This is a genomic window from Bacillus sp. RO2, assembly GCF_012911845.1.
Taxonomy (GTDB): Bacteria; Bacillota; Bacilli; order Bacillales; family Bacillaceae_I; genus Sutcliffiella_A.
Map to the genome: position 1 here is coordinate 13,572 of NZ_JAAXCU010000010.1, position 21,208 is coordinate 34,779.

General features: G+C 40.8%; 17 protein-coding genes. 13 read left to right on the forward strand and 4 right to left on the reverse strand.

The genetic code is table 11. The annotated features are described in order from the left end of the window. Positions 1-535: 535 nt before the first annotated feature. The 8 genes from HF078_RS00870 to HF078_RS00905 all read left to right on the forward strand — a co-directional run bounded on the left by HF078_RS00870 (position 536) and on the right by HF078_RS00905 (position 12,449). Positions 536-2,170, forward strand: a complete 1,635-nt coding sequence (locus HF078_RS00870) for a glutathione ABC transporter substrate-binding protein (protein ID WP_169289437.1) — start codon at positions 536-538, stop codon at positions 2,168-2,170. A gap of 66 nt (positions 2,171-2,236) precedes the next feature. Beyond that, complete coding sequence (gene nikB / locus HF078_RS00875) at positions 2,237-3,160, forward strand: nickel ABC transporter permease (protein WP_169289438.1); 924 nt, start codon at positions 2,237-2,239, stop codon at positions 3,158-3,160. A 19-nt stretch (positions 3,161-3,179) separates the two neighbouring features. Then, complete coding sequence (locus HF078_RS00880) at positions 3,180-4,739, forward strand: ABC transporter permease subunit (RefSeq protein ID WP_169289439.1); 1,560 nt, start codon at positions 3,180-3,182, stop codon at positions 4,737-4,739. A gap of 15 nt (positions 4,740-4,754) precedes the next feature. Continuing rightward, complete coding sequence (locus HF078_RS00885; RefSeq protein ID WP_169289440.1) at positions 4,755-5,738, forward strand: ABC transporter ATP-binding protein; 984 nt, start codon at positions 4,755-4,757, stop codon at positions 5,736-5,738. Then, complete coding sequence (locus HF078_RS00890; RefSeq protein ID WP_169289441.1) at positions 5,735-6,754, forward strand: ABC transporter ATP-binding protein; 1,020 nt, start codon at positions 5,735-5,737, stop codon at positions 6,752-6,754. The genes HF078_RS00885 and HF078_RS00890 overlap by 4 nt, the downstream gene beginning before the upstream one ends. Beyond that, complete coding sequence (locus HF078_RS00895; RefSeq protein WP_169289442.1) at positions 6,727-9,108, forward strand: cyanophycinase; 2,382 nt, start codon at positions 6,727-6,729, stop codon at positions 9,106-9,108. The genes HF078_RS00890 and HF078_RS00895 overlap by 28 nt, the downstream gene beginning before the upstream one ends. Before the next feature lie 27 nt (positions 9,109-9,135). Beyond that, positions 9,136-10,305 (forward strand): beta-aspartyl-peptidase, encoded by a 1,170-nt coding sequence (gene iadA, locus HF078_RS00900; RefSeq protein WP_169289443.1) that lies wholly within the window; start codon positions 9,136-9,138, stop codon positions 10,303-10,305. 68 nt (positions 10,306-10,373) lie between these two features. Next, positions 10,374-12,449: a sigma-54 interaction domain-containing protein gene (locus HF078_RS00905; RefSeq protein ID WP_169289444.1), complete on the forward strand. Its 2,076-nt coding sequence runs from the start codon at positions 10,374-10,376 to the stop codon at positions 12,447-12,449. Positions 12,450-12,861: 412 nt separating this feature from the next. Here HF078_RS00905 and HF078_RS00910 read toward each other — a convergent pair whose 3' ends face one another. Then, positions 12,862-13,044 (reverse strand): hypothetical protein, encoded by a 183-nt coding sequence (locus tag HF078_RS00910; protein ID WP_148989604.1) that lies wholly within the window; start codon positions 13,042-13,044, stop codon positions 12,862-12,864. A gap of 354 nt (positions 13,045-13,398) precedes the next feature. On the opposite strand from HF078_RS00910, the gene HF078_RS00915 reads away from it, so the two are divergent. The 4 genes from HF078_RS00915 to HF078_RS00930 all read left to right on the forward strand — a co-directional run bounded on the left by HF078_RS00915 (position 13,399) and on the right by HF078_RS00930 (position 16,824). After that, positions 13,399-14,820: an alanine/glycine:cation symporter family protein gene (locus tag HF078_RS00915; RefSeq protein ID WP_169289445.1), complete on the forward strand. Its 1,422-nt coding sequence runs from the start codon at positions 13,399-13,401 to the stop codon at positions 14,818-14,820. A 315-nt stretch (positions 14,821-15,135) separates the two neighbouring features. Continuing rightward, positions 15,136-15,645, forward strand: a complete 510-nt coding sequence (locus HF078_RS00920; RefSeq protein ID WP_169289446.1) for a DinB family protein — start codon at positions 15,136-15,138, stop codon at positions 15,643-15,645. A 151-nt stretch (positions 15,646-15,796) separates the two neighbouring features. After that, positions 15,797-16,648: a VOC family protein gene (locus HF078_RS00925; RefSeq protein WP_169289447.1), complete on the forward strand. Its 852-nt coding sequence runs from the start codon at positions 15,797-15,799 to the stop codon at positions 16,646-16,648. Between the two features lie 65 nt (positions 16,649-16,713). After that, the gene (locus tag HF078_RS00930; RefSeq protein WP_346775295.1) at positions 16,714-16,824 is read left to right on the forward strand and encodes a DUF3231 family protein; all 111 of its coding nucleotides are present in this window, start codon (positions 16,714-16,716) and stop codon (positions 16,822-16,824) included. An 11-nt stretch (positions 16,825-16,835) separates the two neighbouring features. On the opposite strand, the gene HF078_RS00935 is transcribed toward HF078_RS00930, so the two are convergent. From HF078_RS00935 to HF078_RS00945, 3 genes are all read right to left on the reverse strand, one after another. Next, positions 16,836-17,729: a GNAT family N-acetyltransferase gene (locus HF078_RS00935; RefSeq protein WP_169289448.1), complete on the reverse strand. Its 894-nt coding sequence runs from the start codon at positions 17,727-17,729 to the stop codon at positions 16,836-16,838. 82 nt (positions 17,730-17,811) lie between these two features. Beyond that, entirely contained in the window at positions 17,812-17,991 is a 180-nt protein-coding gene (locus HF078_RS00940) for a hypothetical protein (RefSeq protein ID WP_060666998.1), read from the reverse strand. A gap of 130 nt (positions 17,992-18,121) precedes the next feature. Further along, entirely contained in the window at positions 18,122-19,090 is a 969-nt protein-coding gene (locus HF078_RS00945) for a ring-cleaving dioxygenase (protein WP_169289449.1), read from the reverse strand. 204 nt (positions 19,091-19,294) lie between these two features. Between HF078_RS00945 and HF078_RS00950 the strand changes: the two genes are divergently transcribed. Beyond that, entirely contained in the window at positions 19,295-20,560 is a 1,266-nt protein-coding gene (locus HF078_RS00950) for a hemolysin family protein (RefSeq protein ID WP_169289450.1), read from the forward strand. The last annotated feature ends 648 nt before the right edge of the window (positions 20,561-21,208 follow it).

The following is a 21,208-nucleotide window of genomic DNA, read 5'->3' on the forward strand; positions in this document are numbered from 1 at the left end:
CCGGTCGTCATACGAGGTGTATGACGCCCCGCAAGAGTGAAAAAGCAGGTGACCGGTCGTCATACGAGGCGTATGACGACGTGAAAGAGCGAAAAAGCAGGTGACCGGTCGTCATAGGAGGCGTATGACGACGTGAAAGAGCAAAATAGCGGGTGACCGGTCGTCATAGAAGTTGTATGACGCCCCGCAAGAGTGAAAAAACATTGGACCGGTCGTCATAGAAGGCGTATGACGCCAGGAAAAAGTGAAAAAACAAAGGAGCAGACATCATAGAAGCTATATTAAGTCCTATAACATGCTTTCCATATCTCCAGTCCGAATTCTATTTCACCAAAAAACACCAAAAACAACCAGAAAACACAACAAAAAAACCAATAAACCCCAATAAAAGCAACCAAAAGATTTCTCCCACCCCAAACACCCACCATACTGCACCTCTCATATAAATATTTTGAATATTCCATTCTTGGCACGCTTCTTGCATTTATCACTAATGAGAATAAAAACATAATTCACAAAGGGGAGAATCAACCGTATGCAATGGCAATTACGAAAACAGAGTAAAGCAAAATGGATGATGCAGTATTTATTAATTTTCTGTCTACTTTTTCTTGCAGCGTGTAGTTCAAACACAACAAGCAACAACACTAATAATCAACCAGACCAGAACACAAATAAAAACAATACCCCAGAAGAAACAGCAGAAGCTAGTGGCGAGTTAACAGTCGGTATTGAAGCCGAACCAACATCCTTAGATCCGTTCAACTCAACAGACGGTAACTCTGCAACCGTTCAAAGCACCATGTTTGAAGGATTCCTACGTTTTGACGAAAAGATGAACCTTATACCTGTTCTTGCAACAGAATATAACTTTAATGAAGATGCAACGGAAATTACTTTCACTCTCCAACAGGGAGTCAAGTTCCATGACGGGACAGATTTCAATGCAGAAGTAGCAAAAGAAAATTTAGACTTTGTCCGTGATGCGGAAAACGGCTCAGCTCGTGCATCCTTTTTCTCTTTTATCAGTGAAGTGACAGTTAATGATGAATACAGCATCACTATTAAATCGGAAGAGCCTAACTCCGCCATGGCATCTTATATGGCGCATTCTTCCGCATCTTTCAAATCACCGGAAGAACTGAAAAAGAAAAAAGAAGATCCTGACTATAACCTTGACCGTAATCCTGTCGGCACTGGACCATTCAAATTCCAAGAGTGGAAAGACAGCGAACAAATTGTTGTGACAAAAAATGATGGCTATTGGAACACCCAAGAACAACCAAAAGTCGACAGCATTACCTTCCTGCCAATTGTTGAAGCAAGTACTCGTGTCAATAAGCTGAAAACAGGAGAGGTGGATGTAATCTTCCCAATCCCAACGCTTAATGCCAAAGAACTTGAACAGGAAGAGAACGTTGATTTATATGTGGGATCATCTACAAACGTTTTCTATATCGGAATGAATTTTCAAGAGGAGAAATACAAAGACCTGAAAGTTCGTCGAGCGATGAACCATGCAGTTGATAAGGATGGGCTTATCGCGCAGATTGCTGATGGATATGCACAAGTGGCGGATTCCGCTATCGCTCCTGCTGTTTATGGATATGCAGGGCAAAATGTATATGAACATGACAAGGAACTTGCAAAAGAATTACTGAAAGAAGCAGGAATGGAAGAAGGGTTCAAAGCAACATTATGGACAAGAAATACAACAGAATTTGTTTCTGTTGCGGAGTATGTTGCCATTCAATTGAAAGAGATCGGCATTGATGTGGAAGTACAGGCATTTGAAAGTGGTACCCTTTTTGAAATGTTAGATGCAGGGGAAAAGACGGATCTTTGGATTGGCCGTTGGTCACCGGGTACAGGTGAGGCTGATTATGGATTACGACCAAACTTTGCATCTGATCGTGTACCGCCAAACTTCAATAACTCCGGCTTTTATATTAATGAAGAATTGGACGGTCTGTTTGACGATGCCCTTCGTACTCCTGACCAGGATCAAGCATTATCCATCTATGCGGATATTCAAATGAAAATTTATGAGGACGCTCCATGGGTATTCTTGCATATTCCAGACACCATCATTGCAAAAGGGAAAGATGTAAATGGTATTTATGTTCTTCCTTCAGGGGGAGTACATCTTAATTTAGTAGAAAAACAATAATAGAAAATAGACTCATAGGTCCTGAGAAACCTATGAGTCTACTCTTTATAAGAAGAGGTGGACTGCGTGATTCAATTTGCAATCAGAAGAATTATTGGCATGATTCCTATTTTACTTATCATTACGATTATTGCTTTTTTATTTGTGCACTTAACTCCAGGAGATCCGATACGCATCATGTACGGAGCAGAGTTGGATCAAGAAACATACCAAACGTTGAGAGCGAAGGAAGGATTCGATCAACCACTCATCTATCAGTACGGTACCTATATGTATAACATGTTGGTACATGGCGATTTTGGGTCTTCCTACCGGACAAAAACGGAAGTGTCTACTGAAATTATGAGGCGGTTTGGTTTTACATTTACCTTAACGATGCTTGCGATGTTCTGGGCAATCCTTATTGGTATTTTTGTCGGGATTATTTCCGCTACGAAAAGAAATACGGTGTGGGACCGACTTGGAATGGTATCTGCGATTACAGCGCTAAGTGTTCCAGAGTTCTGGTTCGGCCTGATGGTCATGCAGATATTTGCTGTGCAGCTTGGGTGGTTTCCGACAAGTGGAAGCGGAACATTCGCTCATATTTTCCTCCCATCCATCACGTTGGGATTTGGAGTTGCGGCGACGATTGTAAGGTTTACAAGATCTAGTGTTCTGGAGGTAATGAGAGAGGACTATGTAAGGACTGCCAGAGCAAAAGGCCAGAAAGAATCGGTTGTTGCGTGGAGTCACGTGTTAAGGAATGCACTCATCCCAGTTGTGACCATGACAGGACTTCAGTTTGGATTCCTCATTGGGGGAGCGGTAGTAGTGGAACAAGTATTTGCTTGGCCTGGACTAGGGTCATACCTTGTCGACTCCATTCTCGCAAGGGATTATCCAGTCATTCAGGCATTGATTTTACTGTTCTCTTTTCAGTTTTTAGTTGTCAATCTATTAGTGGATATTAGTTACGGATTTCTGAACCCTCAAATTAGATACGATTAATAGTAAAGGAGACAAAACTATGAGCAAAAAAATGCACACCTCGTATTCTCCTTTTAAGGTGTTCCTTCATAAATTCATCAAACAGCGATTTGCTTTTGTCGCGTTTATCATTGTTGCTTTCATCGTACTTGTTGGCGTTTTTGGGTCTATCATTGCACCGTTTGATCCGTATCGCCCTGTCACACTTCAATATGAAGAAAAAGGCATCGATTCAGAGAATTTAACAAGTCAACAGGTAGAATTTAAAGGGGTGTTAAGTGATGGGAGTACCATTGCTGGCTCCGAATTATTAAGGATTAACGTTGAAAGTGAAGATAGAAGAATTGCTTCCATCAGAAAAATGACAGATGGTGTCACGATAACAGCCAATACTTCTGGGACTACCAACACAACCATTGAAAGTGAAGGAGTTCGGTCCCAGATAGGAGTCAGTGTATCAGATGACTCGGAAAAAATAGAGTCAAGCATTATTCGGATAGAAGCCGAGCAGCCGAATGAAATAATGGATAGTGGGGACAGATACTCCATTAACCTAAAGGCGATTCTTTCCGATGGAAGCTCCATCAATGGGTTAGATGAAATAAATACTTTTTTATTGGATGGTAAGGATGAAAAAGAGAATAACAATCAAGGAAGTGGCTTTGTGTCGGCGAGAAGTTCTGAGGAAAGTGATGGGGGAGTCGAATTCCTGTCACTTGATGAGGAGCTTGCAACTGTATCCAAAGAAGGGCTTGTCACATTAAAAGGACAGGGCGACGCGCTAATTCAAGTTGTTGCAGGTACAGTGTCCTCGGTTGTGCATCTTCCGGTAGGGGTTGATGAGATTACACCTAAGTTGGTTTCCATTATTCCGGAAACAGCAGAAGTGAGTTTAGTAGACATCTACAAGCATCAACCGCCCTCTTCTCTCCATTTCTTTGGGACAGATCATCAGAACCGAGATATATTCAGCAGAGTGGTCATGGGGACAAGAGAAACGCTTATTATCGGTTTCGTTTCGGTTGCCATAGGTGCTGTGATTGGAACGGCACTGGGCTTGATAGCTGGCTATTATGGAGGCAAAACAGATAGTTTGATTACCCGTTTTACCGACATTCTTCTCGCATTTCCTGGGATTTTACTCGCAATCGCTGTAATAGCCTTCCTTGGTGCAGGACTAACAAATATTATTTTTGCCGTGGCGGTCTTCACCATTCCTATTTTTATCAGGATTGTCCGTGGAAGTACGCTTGCTTTAAAAGAAATGACTTATGTGGAAGCGGCCCAATCGATTGGAGTTAAGGATAGCGTGATAATCATGAGACATATCTTCCCGGGAACCTTGTCAGTGGTAATGGTTTACTTAACGATGCGGATTGGGGTAGCGATCTTGATTGGTGCAGCACTAAGCTTTCTCGGACTCGGAGGAGACATTACCGCTCCAGAATGGGGTTCTATGTTAAGTGCAGCAAAGGACAATAGTGGAAATGTGTTTCATCCGACGTTCTTTCCGGGGCTTGCGATTGTTATTACCGTTCTAAGTTTTAATATTTTAGGAGATGGATTGCGAGATGCGCTTGATCCGAAGTTAAAAGAGTAGGAGGTGGCAACATAGATGGAAAAAGTGCTTGAAATTAAAGATTTAGAGGTTAGCTTTAAAAGCGATGGAAAACAGTTGAAGGTGGTAAATGGGATATCCTTTGACGTTCACAAGGGAGAAACGCTTGGAATTGTAGGGGAATCTGGTTGTGGGAAGAGTGTCACGTCCCTATCTATCATGAGGCTTTTGCCCTCGCCGCCAGGAAAGATAACAGGTGGATCCATCCATTACCAAGGAGAAAATCTGTTAGAAAAAAAAGAAAGGGATATGCGGAAAATTAGAGGTAATGAGATTTCCATGATTTTTCAAGAACCGATGACATCGCTTAATCCTGTATTTACAATCGGAAAGCAATTGGACGAAGTGTTGCTTTTACATAATGATATAACAAAAAAAGCGGCACGAAAGAGATCGATAGATATGTTGAAACTAGTGGGGATTCCGCGTGCAGAACAAATTTACGAAGCGTATCCTTTTGAGCTTTCCGGTGGAATGCGCCAACGCGTGATGATTGCCATGGGTCTTGCTTGTCAACCAAAGCTATTAATTGCAGATGAACCGACAACTGCATTGGACGTAACCATCCAGGCGCAAATTCTCCATTTAATGAAGGTTTTGAAAGAGAAAACCGATACCGCCATTATGCTGATCACCCATGATCTTGGAGTGATTGCAGAAATGTGTGACAGGGTCATTGTTATGTATGCAGGAGAAATTGTGGAGGAGACGGATGTAGATACATTGTTCAATAACCCTAAACATCCGTATACGATTGGACTGTTACAGTCAATTCCAAAGCTTGGGGAAAAACGGGAGAGACTTCGTTCCATCCCGGGACAGGTTCCATTGGCTGGGAGCATTACGAAAGGTTGCCGTTTTGCTGATCGCTGCAGTAAGACGATTCCATTGTGCAGAGAAGAGGACCCAGAGCTGTTAGAAATAAACAAAGGTCATTCTTGCCGATGCTGGCTTCATGCGGATAGGAGTGTAACTGTATGAATAAACCATTGTTAGAAGTGAAAGACCTTAAGATTTATTTTCCGATCAAAAAAGGGATAAGACAAAAGGTTGCCTCTTATGTAAAAGCAGTAGACGGTGTTTCCTTTACGATAAATGAAGGGGAGACGCTAGGTTTGGTAGGGGAGTCCGGTTGTGGGAAATCAACAACTGGACGAGGAGTTGCTCAGCTGCTGAAGACGACAGAAGGTAAAATACAATTTCAGGGGGAGAGTTTGCGCGAACTCTCCGTCAAAGAGATGCGAAGCAGACGCAAAGATATGCAATTGGTCTTTCAAGATCCATATGCATCGCTCAATCCTCGTCTGACAGTCGAACAGATTTTGGCTGAGCCGTTAAAGGCACACGGAGTAGAAAGAAACAAACGACGAAAATTAATGGAAGATATCATGGAGGTATGTGGTTTAAATAAGAACTATCTTCACCGATATGCCCACGAATTCTCAGGAGGTCAAAGGCAGCGTATAGGAATTGCCCGGGCGCTTATTTTAAAGCCGAAATTAATTATTGCCGACGAACCGGTTGCGGCTCTAGATGTATCCATCCAAGCACAAATCCTAAATTTATTAAAAGATTTACAAGAAGGATTTGGGCTGACCTATGTATTTATCTCCCACGATCTAAGTGTTGTTCAGCATTTATGTAATCGGGTGGCGGTGATGTATTTAGGTAGAATCGTAGAGATAGGAGAAGCGGATAAGATATTTGAGAAAAGGCTTCACCCCTATACAGAATCTTTGATTGATGCCATTCCTATTTCCAACCCGAGAGAGCGGAAGGAAAGAAACATTCTTCAAGGCGATGTCCCTTCTCCGGTAGACCCGCCCAAAGGCTGTGCGTTTGTAGGGAGATGTCCGAAAGTAATGACACAATGTCATACTGAACGTCCTGAGCTGTTAGAACACTCGGATGGTCACCATGTCGCCTGTCACTTGTATTCTCTGGAAAATAATACAATGGAGGTATCCTCATGCTCAGAAAGCAGTGGAAACGGTTAACGAAGATCCTTGCTGTTTTGCTATGTGGTGCTTTATTATTTCCTGCAACAAGCGGTTATGCAAATCCTTCCCATGTCCATAACACAGATTTGAAGGAATTGCTCGTGCATAACGGGGAGCTCGGAGGTGAGTTTAGCACGGAGGTAAAAGAATACACAGTAAGAACTAACGATGAAGTACTGTTGTTGTCGATTACCCCCAAAGCTGTCAATGCCAAGGTGGCGGTTAATGGAGAAAGAGTGAACCATCGTAAACTAGTGGAGGTAGAGATGCCATCAAGTAAGGTAAGGGTACAAATCGATGTTGCTACTCCTAAGGGAATAAAAGATACTTACACTCTGTTTGTTGAAAAAGGTCAGGATTATGATTTAAAAAATGTTATGCTTTTTCAAAATGGAGATGGCTCCGTTATTCAAGATTATCAACTGGGCTTTCAAAAGGCGAAAGTGATGGATGGTGTAAAGTCTTATTTGATGTTCTATTCCAAAAAAGACTTTTACGAAGTTTGGAACTATATGGATGGATTAACCCCTGAACAAATAGATCAGCATCTAACCTCACAGGATGAAGGGGAGAATAAGGATAAACTCTATAAAATTACCAATCTGAACTATGCAGACGGAGGAGGGAATACCTTTCGCTCTGATCAGTTGGATGTAATAACCGGTAAGCCTTTAAATGTAGGCGATTATTATGCATATGCAGCAACACTTGGAGAGGATGGAGTATTGGGAATGACAGAGGCAGACCGAACCATCAGCATTAACCCATACCCTACTAATGTAGAACTACAGGGTAGCGGAGGAGAGATTGAGAATTATTCAGTGACTTTTGAACAAGCAGATGACGAAAAAGTCACTCACTATTTCTTATTTTACTCTTCAAAAGGACTGACAGAACTGGTGGAGCCCATTATTAGTGCAGAGAATTTAGAGTCTCTTGAAGAGCTAGAGCGGGAAAATAGAGGGAAATTACTTTCTCTAAATGAGATTGGAAATGAACCCGTTCCCTTTACTCCTAATCAAAAGACAATCGAGGGAGACACATTAGGCAATGGGCTGTATTATGCCTATGTAACAGCAGTGAGCGAAGAAAAAGTGCTTGGCTCTAGTAAATCTCTTAAGGTGATAAATACCAATTCTATGCCTGTACCTTTGGAAACAATCGGGGACGGTGTAGGCACGGTGCTTCCTGCTGGGGGTGCCACAGGGGATACGGATGAATATTTCAACGCAATTAGAAAAGCTGCGGGTGTAGAACGTCCTAGAATCGCCATTTTTAATAGTTCCAGAGATTCTGTAGACGTTGCGTACGACCACTTTCACCTTGACGATGGACCTTATTTGGCACTTGAAACCGAGTTCAGGAACAGAGGCTTTGAGCCGGTTTATATTCCTTTGGCAGTAGACACATTTGATTTTGTCGCTAATGATGAGTATTTCATAAATCTTGTGAAAAGCAGCCATGCAGTAATGCTTCAGGGAGGAGATCAAATGAAGCATGCAAGGTCGTTGCTAGAAGATGATGGAACGGCGACTCCGCTTATGGAAGCAATCCGGTATGTGTATGAAAATGGCGGTGTGGTAGCCGGTACAAGTGCAGGCGCGCATGTCATGAGTAACCCGATGTTTGGTGTGGGGAGAAGTTTTGAAGCGTTAGTCATCAATGATACGGAAGTGAAAAGCGTCGCTGATGTACCATTGACTGGTTTTTTGGATCCTAGCATAGAAGACAATAATTTTCAGATACCAGGGCTTGGACTAGTTGAAAACATCTTAACCGACACGCACTTCGATATGCGTGGTAGACTCGGACGTTTGCTTGTCGCAATGCGAGACACCAGCCATGAAATCGGTGTGGGCTTGGATGAGGGGACTGCTCTTGAGATTAAAGGTGCTATTGGTAAAGTGGTAGGGGAGAACGGTGTGTGGATTCTTGATGCGAGTGGTGCAACCTTCAATGAAAAAGGGACATCCCCAGGATTTGAAGTAAAAGATATCATCGTGCATTACTTGACTGAAGGAGATACCTTCAATATGGTCACAAAAGAAGTCATCCCTGGGGAAAATAAACAAGAAGTGGATCGTAGGGACGCCACTCCTTATCAAAGCCCTAACCTATTCAGCGGAGAATATGAATCTACGAAATCCCTGCTCTCTTTTGCTAAAAGTACAGAAACAGAACAGGTGACCACTGTAAAAGGTGATGCATCTGATCCGGTTTTTGCGTTACAATGGAAAAAGGGAGTTATTTCTAAATACTACCAAAGTGATGTAAACTATGAGCCTAAAGCCTTGGCTTCTTTTAAAAAAGGAACGGTTACGAATGTTAGGTTATCACTAAGGGTGGAATAGGATGAAAAACTGAAGGAGACTTCTTACATGATTAAGTTATTAAAAAACGGGACCGTTTACAGTCCTGATTATCTAGGGAAAAAAGATATATTAATTGTCGATAAAAGAATTGCGGCAATGGAGGACAGCATACAATTTGAAGAATCAGCCCATATAGAAGTGCTCGATCTTACAGGCCAGTTAGTTGTGCCAGGATTCATTGATAACCATGTCCACATCATGGGCGGCGGTGGTGAAGGCAGTTATCGTACCCGCACCCCTGAACTTGTGTTGTCGGATGCCATTAAAGGTGGAATCACCACACTTGTTGGCGTCATTGGGACAGATGGAACTACACGGACAATGACAAGCCTTGTAGCTAAAGCAAAAGCGTTAAAAGAAGAAGGAATTAGTTGCTATGTTCACACAGGGTCCTATCAAGTTCCCGTCAAAACACTGACAGGAATGGTTGAAGATGACCTCATTTTAATAGAAGAGATTATCGGAGTTGGGGAGATAGCGATTGCCGATCACCGTTCCTCTCAACCGAGTTACGAGGAAATTGCAAAAATTGCTGCAGCTGCACGGGTAGGTGGAATGCTTTCTGGCAAAGCAGGAATCGTGAATATGCACCTGGGAGACAGTGTTAGCAAACTATCTATTTTAGAAGAGGTTATTAAAAAAACAGATATCCCAATCCGTCAATTCTTGCCTACACATATCAATCGCAATCGAGAGTTGTTTGAAGCGGGAATAGAACATGCGAAAAGAGGCGGCTATGTAGATTTTACCACTTCAAGTATAGCGAAGTTCCTTGAACAAGGTGAAACGAAATGCAGTGTTGGTTTAAAAGAGATGCTCAATAAAGGCGTGCCAATAGGGCAAATTACTTTCTCTTCAGACGGTCAAGCAAGCTTGCCGGAGTTTGATGAAAATGGAGAATTCATCGGTTTGCAATTAGGAAGGGTCACATCCCTATATAAAGAAGTGAAAGACGCCATTCTAGATGAAGGGCTACAACCCGCGGATGCATTGAAAGTTATTACAGAGAACCCTGCTAAAGTATTGCGCTTAGCTTCGAAAGGGACACTTGAAGTAGGAAAGGACGCCGATCTTGTAATCTTAAATGACTCGTCATTTGAGGTGGAGTCTGTTATCGCACTTGGACAAAAAATGATGTGGAATAAAAAACTGCTTGTAAAAGGAACATTTGAGTAAGTTATAATAGTAGAAAAACACTGTTGCCTAAAAGGACAGTGTTTTTCTATAGATGGAGGTGTGTGGGGTTGGGGATAAAAGCAAGGGAACTGACGCTGTTAGCTGGATCGGAAGAAACAAGGAGAACACTTGATAACCAATTGAATGAAATCATCGGCGATTTTATTCGAATTCGCAGTTATTCCGTTGATGCCCACAAAGTAACCAAGGTACACAATCAACTGATTATTTTATCCTCTCATCTAATAGAGGAGGAGGCCAAAGAATATATCGGAGACAATTGTACAGTACTAGTAGCGAGGCGAATTGTTAACTTTCTTAATATTGATAAAATATACAGCGTTGCAAGAGGCGAAAAAGTACTATATGTGAACGACTTTCCGGAAACGGTCCAGGAAGCGATCTCTTCCTTCGAAATTCTTGGAATTAATCACCTTCAGTTAATCCCCTATTTCCCTGGCAAAAAGGACGAAGAACAAATAAAGATTGCTATTACGCCAGGTGAACTTGACCTCGTACCTTCCTATGTGCAAGAAGTAATCAATATAGGTCCAAGGCTTATCGACATTACGACCATTATTACGATATTAAACAGGCTGGGCCTTTTAGAAGAAAAACAGGATCAGGTTTCTAGTAAATACATAAGTACCATTACAAGATTGAGTAAAAGGTTAGGGGACGCAAATCAGGAAGCGAATAAGATCAGTGATCACCTGAAAAAGGTGGTAAACGGAGTAAATGACGGGATTTTGGCCATTAATCAGCTGGGAAGGATTACAGTCTTTAATGAAATAATGGAACGTTTTCTCCGAATACCAATGAAGAAAGCGGCCGACAGACATGTTCGCGATGTGATTACCGAACGCAATCTTTATGATTTCATTATGAACAAACGAGAGGAAGAAGCAGACGGTTATTTTACCATCAATGCGATGAGCTTTATGGTACATCGTTTCATGATAGATCCACAAGGTACGATAGTTGTTACGTTTAAGGATGCAAGTGAAACCATTGAAATGGAAAAACAATTAAAAAGAGAATTAGTGAAAAAAGGGTTCTATGGAAAGTATCATTTCGAGGATATAGTGGGTAGCCATCCAGAATTACTTCGTACTAAGGAAATAGCCCGTAAGCTAGCTAAAACCGAACTAACCATTCTCATACAAGGGGAAAGTGGTACAGGGAAAGAATTGTTTGCAAGCTCTATCCACAATGCTTCTCCACGTAGTAACGGTCCATTTCTGGCAGTTAATTTCAGTGCTCTTCCAGAAGATCTTGTAGAAAGTGAACTTTTCGGGTATGAAGAAGGTGCATTCTCAGGTGCGAAAAAAGGAGGAAGAAAAGGGCTATTTGAACAAGCAAACGGGGGTACCATCTTCTTAGATGAAATAGGAGATATCAGCTTGAAGGTCCAAGCAAGATTACTTCGCGTGCTGCAAGAAAAAGAACTGCTTCGCATAGGAGGAAATAAAATTATTCCGGTGGATGTCCGGGTAGTAGCAGCCACGAACAAGGACTTGCTTTCTTTAATGGAAGAGGGGAAATTCCGAGAAGATCTATATCACCGTTTAAAAGTCTTGTTCTTACAGCTTCCTGCGCTTCGTAAAAGAAAGGAAGACATCGCACACCTTATTCAACATTTCATTCAACAAAGCGATCAATCATCTATAAAACTGGAATTTGAAGTATTGGAGAAACTCAAGGAGTATGACTGGTATGGGAATATCCGTGAACTAAAGAATACACTAGATTATATGCTTGCTGTGTGCGAAGAAAATACGATCAAGGTGGAAGATATACCAAATGAAGGATTCTTTCAGCAGGCCAGAAGGAATCTAAAAGAGGTAGCGACTACTCTGGAGGTGAAGGCTGCTGAACTTCCCCACATTCAAAAAGATTTAAATGAGGAATTGAGTAACATAGTAGAAATTATCTATCAATTACAATCGTCTGGAGAAACAGTTAGCAGGATGAAGATTTCGGAAGCAACAAGAAGAGGTGGGAGATTCTTAACTGAACAGCAAGTAAGGTCAAGGCTTGAAACGCTAGAAAAAATGGGGTTAATTGAGAAAAAGCGGGGGAGACAAGGGACCAAGCTGACTGTATTCGGAGAAAAAACTTTTCATATGAAAAAGAGGCAGTAAGTGGAATGATTTATCCACTTACTGCCTTTTTTAAAGGGTTGATTTCCGTTCCATGCGCTTCGCTTGCCTGCGGGCGGTCCGTGAGCCTCCTCACTCCATTGGAGGCCACTGAAAAAGTCTTTGATTTTTTTAAGTTGTTTAGACTCCGCTGTTGATTTCCGCAAATGGCTTCGCTTTCCTAGGGGCTGACGAGAGCCTCCTCGGCAAGCCTGCGGGGTCTCCACCTAGCGCTATCTCCCTCAGGAGTCTTCGCCTTTTGCTCCAATCAACAGCTAGGAATCATTAAAAACTTTACTGTATCAGTTTTTTAGTGGCCTTCTCCGTTGCATGGCCTCACCTGTCGCTTTATCCCGCGGGCGTCTACGCGCCTTCCACTTCAATCAACGGAAGTCTATAATACTTAAACTTTTCTCTAGACACCCATTTTTCTTCTGGTGTTGCTAGGTTTTTTCGTTTGTTGGCTTTTCATTTTTTGTGATCCTTGTGCACTATTAAAGTTCCCTTTGCCGCCTGCTGCCTGTTTCTTTTTATTTTCCAATTGCTTTTTCATCGCTTCTTGCAGACTGATTTTTTTAGGTTCATTACTTTCTGTCATATAGCTTCCTCCTAGTGGTCCATATTAGTAGATTTAGTATAAACCATTTCAGCAAAGAAAGGTAATAAGAATTTCCTGGGATTAATTAGAATGAATAAAATTTTGAAAATAGAGAAAGTATTTAATTCAATAATAATTGTTGAAACTATTTTAGTATAGTGATAAAGTTATAAAAGTATTATATAACACTTGTTTTTAATTATCACTGGTCTGTAATAACAACAGTCTGATAGATAAAAGTATTTAATAGGAAAACTTTAAAGCTTTTCTATTAAATATTTTTATTGATAAACAAATATTGGAAGCGTTACCAATATCGCAAGTGTTGAATCTTAAAGAAAAGGTGCGAACATCATGATAGACATAATTATTGAATGGAGTAATAAAATTCTTTGGTCTTATGTTCTTATTGCATTATTGGTTGGTTTAGGGATTTATTTTTCTTTAAAGTCAAAATTTGTTCAGTTTACACAGGTAGGTGAGATGTTTCGGTTATTAAAAGAGAGCCCGACATCAAATGAAGCGAAAAAGAGAGTGTCGTCCTTTGGTGCCTTCTGTATCAGTGCGGCAACTCGAATAGGTACAGGTAACCTTGCAGGTGTGGCGATTGCTATCTCGCTTGGAGGTCCTGGTGCTGTTTTTTGGATGTGGGTGGTTGCGCTGTTCGGTGCGTCCTTAAGCTTTATTGAAAGTACGCTTGCGCAGGTATACAAAGTAAAGGATAAGAGCGGATTCAAAGGTGGACCAGCCTACTATATGCAAAAAGCAATGGGAGCACGTTGGATGGGTGTTTTATTCGCTGTCTTAATTACGTTCTGTTTTGGGTTGGCATTTACCTCGGTTCAGGCGAACACGATTGCCGTCGCATTTAACGAAGCCTTTGGCGTGAATCGCTTAGTACTTGGATTAGTACTTACAGCAATTGTAGCTATGGTAATCTTTGGAGGAGTAAAGAGAATTGCCAAAGTTTCACAAGTCGTTGTGCCAGTTATGGCTGTTTCTTATTTGTTGTTGGCGTTATATGTCATTGCGATCAATATCGGAGAAATTCCAGGATTAATCGGTGTGATTATCTCCAGTGCTTTTGGTTTAAACGAAGCGGTAGCCGGTGGTATCGGTGCTGCCATTATGAATGGTGTAAAACGCGGACTGTTCTCGAATGAAGCTGGTATGGGTAGTGCTCCGGTTGCAGCGGCAACTGCTGACGTAAGTCATCCTGCCAAACAAGGTTTCATTCAGACGCTTGGAGTTTTTGTGGATACTATCTTAATTTGTAGTGCAACAGCCTTCATCATACTGCTGGCAGGAATTCCTGGCGGAGAAGAAATGGAAGGAATTGAGTTGACACAGGTGGCGCTGGCTGAACATGTTGGGCCTTGGGCGAGCATCTTTATAGCGATTGCGATTCTATTATTCTGCTTTAGTTCCATTATCGGAAACTATTATTATGGAGAATCCAATATAGAATTTATTAAAGAAAGCAAAACAGCGATTATGATCTTCCGTTTTGCAGTTCTTGGTATGACAGTCTTTGGTTCAGTAGCTAGTCTGAGCATGGTTTGGAACCTCGCAGATTTATTTATGGCATTGATGGCTATCACCAACCTTATAGCATTAGCCTTTATCGGAAAAATTGCTCTTGCTGTATTAAAGGACTATCTGGATCAACGGAAAGAAGGAAAAGATCCTGTATTCTATGCGAGTAATATTGAGGGATTAGAAAATACGGAATGCTGGGAAGATGAATCACCAAATGTTGAGGAAAAAGGTGCTTAAATGTTAGATGTAGCTGCGGGATCTATGTAATCCTGTGGCTTTTTTTCTTTGTTTAGCTGAATAACAACGTGAATATTGGCTACTAAAAATATTTATTTTCCAAAGTGGCTGTTTTATTTTCCATTCGACAAAAAATACGAGGAGTAACCACTAGTTTATTTTCCAAAACACAGAAAATACTTTCCAAAAACAAAAAATACATGCCGTTCGACATTTCCTGCTAAAAATCGTCAATACTTAATAAATCCAATTAAGAAGGGTTTTATTGATATATGAAGAAGAGTATAAGGGAGAAATCACATAGGGGATGAAAAGATGGAAGATATGTTATTTAAGCAAATGCAGTTTGTGCGCAATAGAACCATCGCGGCTCTTGATGCCACAACAGAGCAATTAGCAGATGAGATGCCGGGAAATGTGAAAAATACAGTCAGGTGGAATTTGGGGCATATTTTCGTCTCTCAAGATACACTGCTCTATCCGTTCCTTGGGGAGGAACACCATGTACCAAAGGATTATCTTGAATTGTTTGCAAGAGGTTCAAGCCCCCATCAATGGAAGACGAATCCACCTACCTTGAAAGAGATCAGGAACTATTTAGTTGAACAGCCTTCTCGTGTTCAAAAGGACTTCGCTGGGAAACTGGAAGAACCTATTCAACAGCCATTCAAATTGGGAGATTATGAGCTTACAACGCTTGGGGAGCTGCTGAGCTTCGCCATTTGGCATGAGGGGTTGCATCAAGGTGCAATTAATACAATTAAGCGGGCAGCTGGGACAGAAGACCTTTGGAGCAAAGTGACAGAGAAAAACCAGCTCGTTTAAAAGAAAATTAAGTAGGGTGTGGCTTATATAGTCACACCCTATTTTCTCAATGAATAGAAGTAATTGTATCAATCTAGAAACAAATGGGGTAAAATATCTTTAATTCAAGATATTTAATTTCAAAATAAAAAACACAAGGAGGAACCTATATATGAAACACTTCCATCAAAGTCCTGCCACTTATGTGCAGGATGTCATGATAAATGTAGAAAATCTTCAACGCTCCATTGATTTCTATACAAAAGTAATCGGTTTTATTCTATTAGAACAAACAGAATCCCAAGCGGTATTTTCGGCAAATGGCCAGACTCCGTTGTTGACTATAGTCCAACCAAAGGGTATTAAACCAAAGCACCAGCGAACAACCGGCCTTTATCATTATGCACTTCTTTTACCTTCACGAGCAGATCTTGGTAGCATCATTCATCATTTTATCGCCAATGGTGTCCGTCTCCAAGGGGCTTCAGATCACCTTGTAAGTGAGGCATTGTATTTGTCGGATCCAGACGGAAACGGAATTGAAATTTACAGAGACCGTCCGGCTCAGGAATGGAATTGGAATGGAACAGCAGTGGAGATGGCATCAATAGCACTTGATGTGGAAGACTTGTTAAAAGAGGGTCAAGATAACACGTGGGGTGGTCTACCTAAAGAAACAGTTATGGGACATATCCACCTTCACGTTTCTGAACTAAAAGATACCGAGCAATTTTATACGAAAGGACTCGGGTTTGAAGTTGTCACTCGCTATGGAGACCAGGCTTTGTTTATTTCAACAGAACGTTATCATCATCATATCGGACTGAACACATGGAATGGTGTCGGAGCACCGGCACCTGAAGGTAATTCGGTAGGTCTTGTGTGGTTCTCATTGGTGTTTTCTAGTGAAGAAAAGAAGCTGTCTGCAGTTGATAGGCTAACATCATTAGGCTATAAAGTAGAGGTATTAGATGGCCTATATTTTGCAATGGATCCTTCTGGCAATAGAATAAAATTGGATTAATCGTCAAAGCAGACTTCAAATAAGGAGTCTGTTTTTTTATGTCGTATATATAATACTACTCCACCATTATGTGGGGTGTAGCCAAATATGGGGAGGATGGACTGGAGATCCTGATAAGAAGAGGATGGATGGAGCAGCCTCCGCAATCAATAGATCGTCAAAAATTACAAGAGTAAGAAGCTGAAGGTTACGTGAGAACCTTCAGCTTCTTTTTAAAATAAATAAGCTCATCTGCAAGCCTGAAACCAGCCTTTTGATATAAACGTATTGCTTGATTATTGGTCGTATTTACACATAGTTGAAGTTCGTCTATTTCTTCAATTAAAAAGATCCAAGAAACCGCACCTTTCAAAAGTTCTGTACCGATGTTTTGTCCACGGAAACTCTCATCCACTGCAATAAACTCAATGCTTGCTTCAGAAAATTCAGGTTCTACTTCCACATAAATATACCCTGCTAATTTGTCATCTCTCATATAACTAAATACTTTCCGGTGTTCACTAATTCGGTTAATGATTTGTTTTCCATTATAGTATGTATCAGGAAAGGCCAGGTTGTGCAGGCGGATCATCTCATTATTATATTCTTTTGTAAGCAAGTGTAGCTTTGCATCTTGGGAGGAAGAAAATTCATTTCGCCTCATAATCAAAATGGCCTGTTTGCTTTGTTCGATGAAGTCAAAATTTGTTGCAGTTTTGACTGCTAATTTATTCTCCTTGTTTGGAAACATGAAGAGCTTTTCCACTTCTGAAGGGATAAGTTGCATCATTTGTTGGAATAAAAATATTGCTTGCTCTTGGTGATTCTCTTCTACAAACGGCCCCCATACCTCTGCAGTCTTTTGAGTGAAATCAGCATCAAACCCAACTACCCCAACTAAATCTTCTTCCTTATAGGCCAATACGAATGCCTTTTCGAACGGTACATCTGTGAGATCATTTTGCAAGGAACTAGCGATTTCCTTTTGTTGCTTGCCACAATATCCAATATGGCTGCTGGATTGTCCATTTAGTCTAGCAATAAAAGAGGCCACTTCTTTAATTAAGTCCCTTGAAGGACAAGAAATTATTGTTTCTTTCATTCCATCACTCCCCATATAAAAAATCCCGGAGTGTGCACGGCTCCGAGATTTGTTAACCTATTAAAAATAATAACACAAATATTTATCGATTTATGAGGTTTCGTACCCCTCTATAGATTAAGGCAAGTGAGAATACTAGAACAGTAATGACGCCTAGAATACTAGTGATCGGCTCAAGAGCAGCAAACGTTCCTGTCATTGGTACTCTAAGAAGCGCAAAACCTGCTAGCATGGCAGCGAAAAACAGAATGATTCTTTCCATATAACACCCTCCTTTCCCTTTGCTAACACTATATGTGTATAGGCTTAAACTTGTCAGCGCTTTCAAAAATTTATTTTTCAAAAAAAAATAGAGCTGAAATCAACTCTTCGATTTCAACTCCATTTTCTATTTAGTTTATTTCAAGTGGGCGTAAATTTGCTTCAATTTCTTCTCTTTTTGGTTCTAAAAATGGAGGAAGTGCAAGTTTTTCTCCCATTGTCTCTAAAGGCTCGTCTGCACTGAACCCAGGTGTGTCTGTGGATAGTTCAAAAAGAATCCCATTGGGCTCCCTGAAGTAGAGTGCTTTAAAATAGTATCTTTCTACTTCTCCTGAGTTCGGAAGGCGAGTTTCCCTTACTCGTTGCACCCACTTTTGGAACTCCTCTTTGTTTGGAACGCGGAATGCTACATGGTGTACGCCACCCCGTCCTATTCTTTCAGGTGGAAGATCAGGCCTTGTCTCAATATGAACTTCTGCTCCTGGCCCGCCTGCCCCTGTTGTGTACACTTCAATTGCAGGGAAATCCCCTTTAAGAGAAGGATATGACCCTTTATGCTGAAAGCCAAGCACATTGGTTAAGATGCTTGTGGTTGGCAGAGCAGATTTAACAGTCAACGTTACAGGTCCAAGTCCAATAATGGCATGTTCTGTCGGAATGTCTTTCTTTTCCCATGGAACACCTGCTGGTACACCATTTTCTCCGTTATCAGCAACTAATAATAGCTTTGTTCCTTCGTAATCTTCAAACGCTAAAGTGTCCCTGTCTGCACGCTGTTTTATTTCTTCTTGTTTGATGTTGAATGTCTGAAATCTCTGTTGCCAAAAGCGAAGTGATTCGGTTGTTGCCACCCGCAGGGAAGTGGAAGAAATACTTGAAACTCCTTCATGCGTTCTGCCTAAACCAGGAATATCGAAAAAGGTAATCTCTGTTCCAGGATTTCCTTCTGCATCACCATAAAACAGATGATAAGAGGATGTGTTATCTTGATTGACGGTCTTTTTTACAAGTCGCATTCCAAGAACCTCTGTGAAAAAATGATAATTCTTTTCTGCTTTGGCAGTTAATAAAGAAACGTGGTGTAAACCTAACAGTTGCATAGGTTATCACTCCTTTTATAATAAATGGTTTCATTTAAAATATCTCGAATTCAAGATAATTATAACATGGTTTTTTCGCATTCTCAATAGAAATGAATTTTTAGAAAAATACAAAATTTTTATGTGTTTTTCTGCTTTTTTATTGCTAAATTTCCCGTTTCAAAATATATTTATTATATATATATGTAGGAGAGTGATGAGAACTTGGATAGTATACCCTATGACTCGATAATTTTATTAGGGGCATTGTTAATATTATCAGGATATTTTTCGGCATCTGAAACGGCTATTACGAGCGTGAACAAAGTGCGACTACGTAATCAGGCAGACAACAATGCAAGAGCAAAACGCTCATTAAACATGGCAGAAAACTTTGATCAAAGTGTTTCTACAATTCTAATAGGTAATAATATTGTCAACATAGCAATGGCAGCTATAGCTACAAACATTGCTACGCAACTATACGGCCCTGGTGGCAGTACATTAGCAATCACGACAGGAATTATTACGATAATAGTCCTTGTTTTTGGGGAGATTTTGCCGAAATCTTTAGCAAAACAATATGCAGAAAAATATTTACTAATAATATCTGCTTCTTTAATGACAGTCATGAAACTCTTTTATCCAATTACATGGTTGTTCGTCCAATTAAAAGTAGGTATCAAAAAACTTCTTGGTGCAGATAAGGAGGAGCCTACTGTAACAGAAGAAGACGTCATAGCGATGGTGGAAATTGGGGAAGAAGAAGGGACTTTTCTCACACAAGAACGAGAATTACTGCACAATGCCATAGCGTTTGATGATATTGTCGTGAAAGATATCCTTACGCCAAGACCTGATGTAGTAGCCATCTCGGAGGATACGTCTATTGAAGAAATTAAAGACATTTTTATAAAAGAGCAATATTCACGCTTACCTTTATATCAAGGGTCCATTGATAATATAATCGGAGTGATTTCACATAGAGATTTCTTTGCCCAATATGTCCAGAACCCGAACTTTTCATTAAGAGAAATTGCACGCAGTCCGTTTTTTGTCATCGGTTCTGCCAAAATATCTAACCTTCTTAAAGAACTGCAAACTTCACAAAATCATCTGGCCATCGTCCTTGATGAGTATGGTGGAACTGCGGGTATTATCTCGATAGAAGATATTATAGAAGAGATTGTCGGGGAAATTTGGGATGAGCATGATGAAAATGAAAACTTGGTGGAAGTCCTCGATGAATTGAAATTCCGTATGGATGGACGTCTTCCTGTGGAAGATTTTACGGAGCTGCTTCAACTTGAAGTAGCAGAATCCACCGCTAACACATTAGGTGGTTGGATTTCTGATATGCTCGGCTATCTCCCGAAAAAAGGAGAAAGAGTGGAGTGTGAAAGCTTCGTCATTCACATAGAAGAAGTAAAAAAGCATCGAATACAAAAAGTAGTTGTCGAGAAAAATGTAGATATTGTTTTCTCTGCTTAATATCTTTTAAAACCCTGGTATATACCAGGGTTTTTTATATGATAAGTTTTAGTTCCCTGATCATTGAGAATTATTGGGGAGTACAGAGAATCAAAGCAGTCAATGAGGACAATGTTCAGGATTTTTGGTGTTGTCTGGTAGTCATAGGGGTTCAATGAGGACAATGTACAGGAGTTTTAGTGTTGTCCGGTAGTCATAGGGGATCAATGAGGACAATGTACAGGAGTTTTAGTGTTGTCCCGTAGTCATACGGTCGCAATGAGGACAATGTACAGGAGTTATGTTGTTGTCCAGTAGTCATAGGGTCGCAATGAGGACAATGTAAAGGAGTTTTGATGTTGTCCGGTAGTCATACGGTCGCAATGAGGACAATGTACAGGAGTTATGGTGTTGTCCGGTAGTCATAGGGTCGCAATGAGGACAATGTTCAGGAGTTTTGATGTTGCCCGGTAGTCATAGGGTCGCAATGAGGACAATGTTCAGGAGTTTTGATGTTGTCCGGTAGTCATAGGGTCGCAATGAGGACAATGTACAGGAGTTTTAGTGTTGTCCGGTAGTCATAGGGGTTCAATGAGGACAATGTACAGGATTTTTGGTGTTGTCCGGTAGTCATAGGGTCGCAATGAGGACAATGTTCAGGATTTTTGG

Excerpts from the sequence above, each read along its gene's own strand:
- HF078_RS00870 (WP_169289437.1), top strand. The coding sequence starts at position 536 with ATGCAATGGCAATTACGAAAACAGAGTAAAGCAAAATGGATGATGCAG.
- HF078_RS00880 (WP_169289439.1), top strand. The coding sequence starts at position 3,180 with ATGAGCAAAAAAATGCACACCTCGTATTCTCCTTTTAAGGTGTTCCTT.
- HF078_RS00885 (WP_169289440.1), top strand. The coding sequence starts at position 4,755 with ATGGAAAAAGTGCTTGAAATTAAAGATTTAGAGGTTAGCTTTAAAAGC.
- HF078_RS00890 (WP_169289441.1), top strand. The coding sequence starts at position 5,735 with ATGAATAAACCATTGTTAGAAGTGAAAGACCTTAAGATTTATTTTCCG.
- HF078_RS00895 (WP_169289442.1), top strand. The coding sequence starts at position 6,727 with ATGCTCAGAAAGCAGTGGAAACGGTTAACGAAGATCCTTGCTGTTTTG.
- iadA (WP_169289443.1), top strand. The coding sequence starts at position 9,136 with ATGATTAAGTTATTAAAAAACGGGACCGTTTACAGTCCTGATTATCTA.
- HF078_RS00910 (WP_148989604.1), bottom strand. The coding sequence starts at position 13,044 with ATGACAGAAAGTAATGAACCTAAAAAAATCAGTCTGCAAGAAGCGATG.
- HF078_RS00915 (WP_169289445.1), top strand. The coding sequence starts at position 13,399 with ATGATAGACATAATTATTGAATGGAGTAATAAAATTCTTTGGTCTTAT.
- HF078_RS00920 (WP_169289446.1), top strand. The coding sequence starts at position 15,136 with ATGGAAGATATGTTATTTAAGCAAATGCAGTTTGTGCGCAATAGAACC.
- HF078_RS00925 (WP_169289447.1), top strand. The coding sequence starts at position 15,797 with ATGAAACACTTCCATCAAAGTCCTGCCACTTATGTGCAGGATGTCATG.
- HF078_RS00935 (WP_169289448.1), bottom strand. The coding sequence starts at position 17,729 with ATGAAAGAAACAATAATTTCTTGTCCTTCAAGGGACTTAATTAAAGAA.
- HF078_RS00940 (WP_060666998.1), bottom strand. The coding sequence starts at position 17,991 with ATGGAAAGAATCATTCTGTTTTTCGCTGCCATGCTAGCAGGTTTTGCG.
- HF078_RS00945 (WP_169289449.1), bottom strand. The coding sequence starts at position 19,090 with ATGCAACTGTTAGGTTTACACCACGTTTCTTTATTAACTGCCAAAGCA.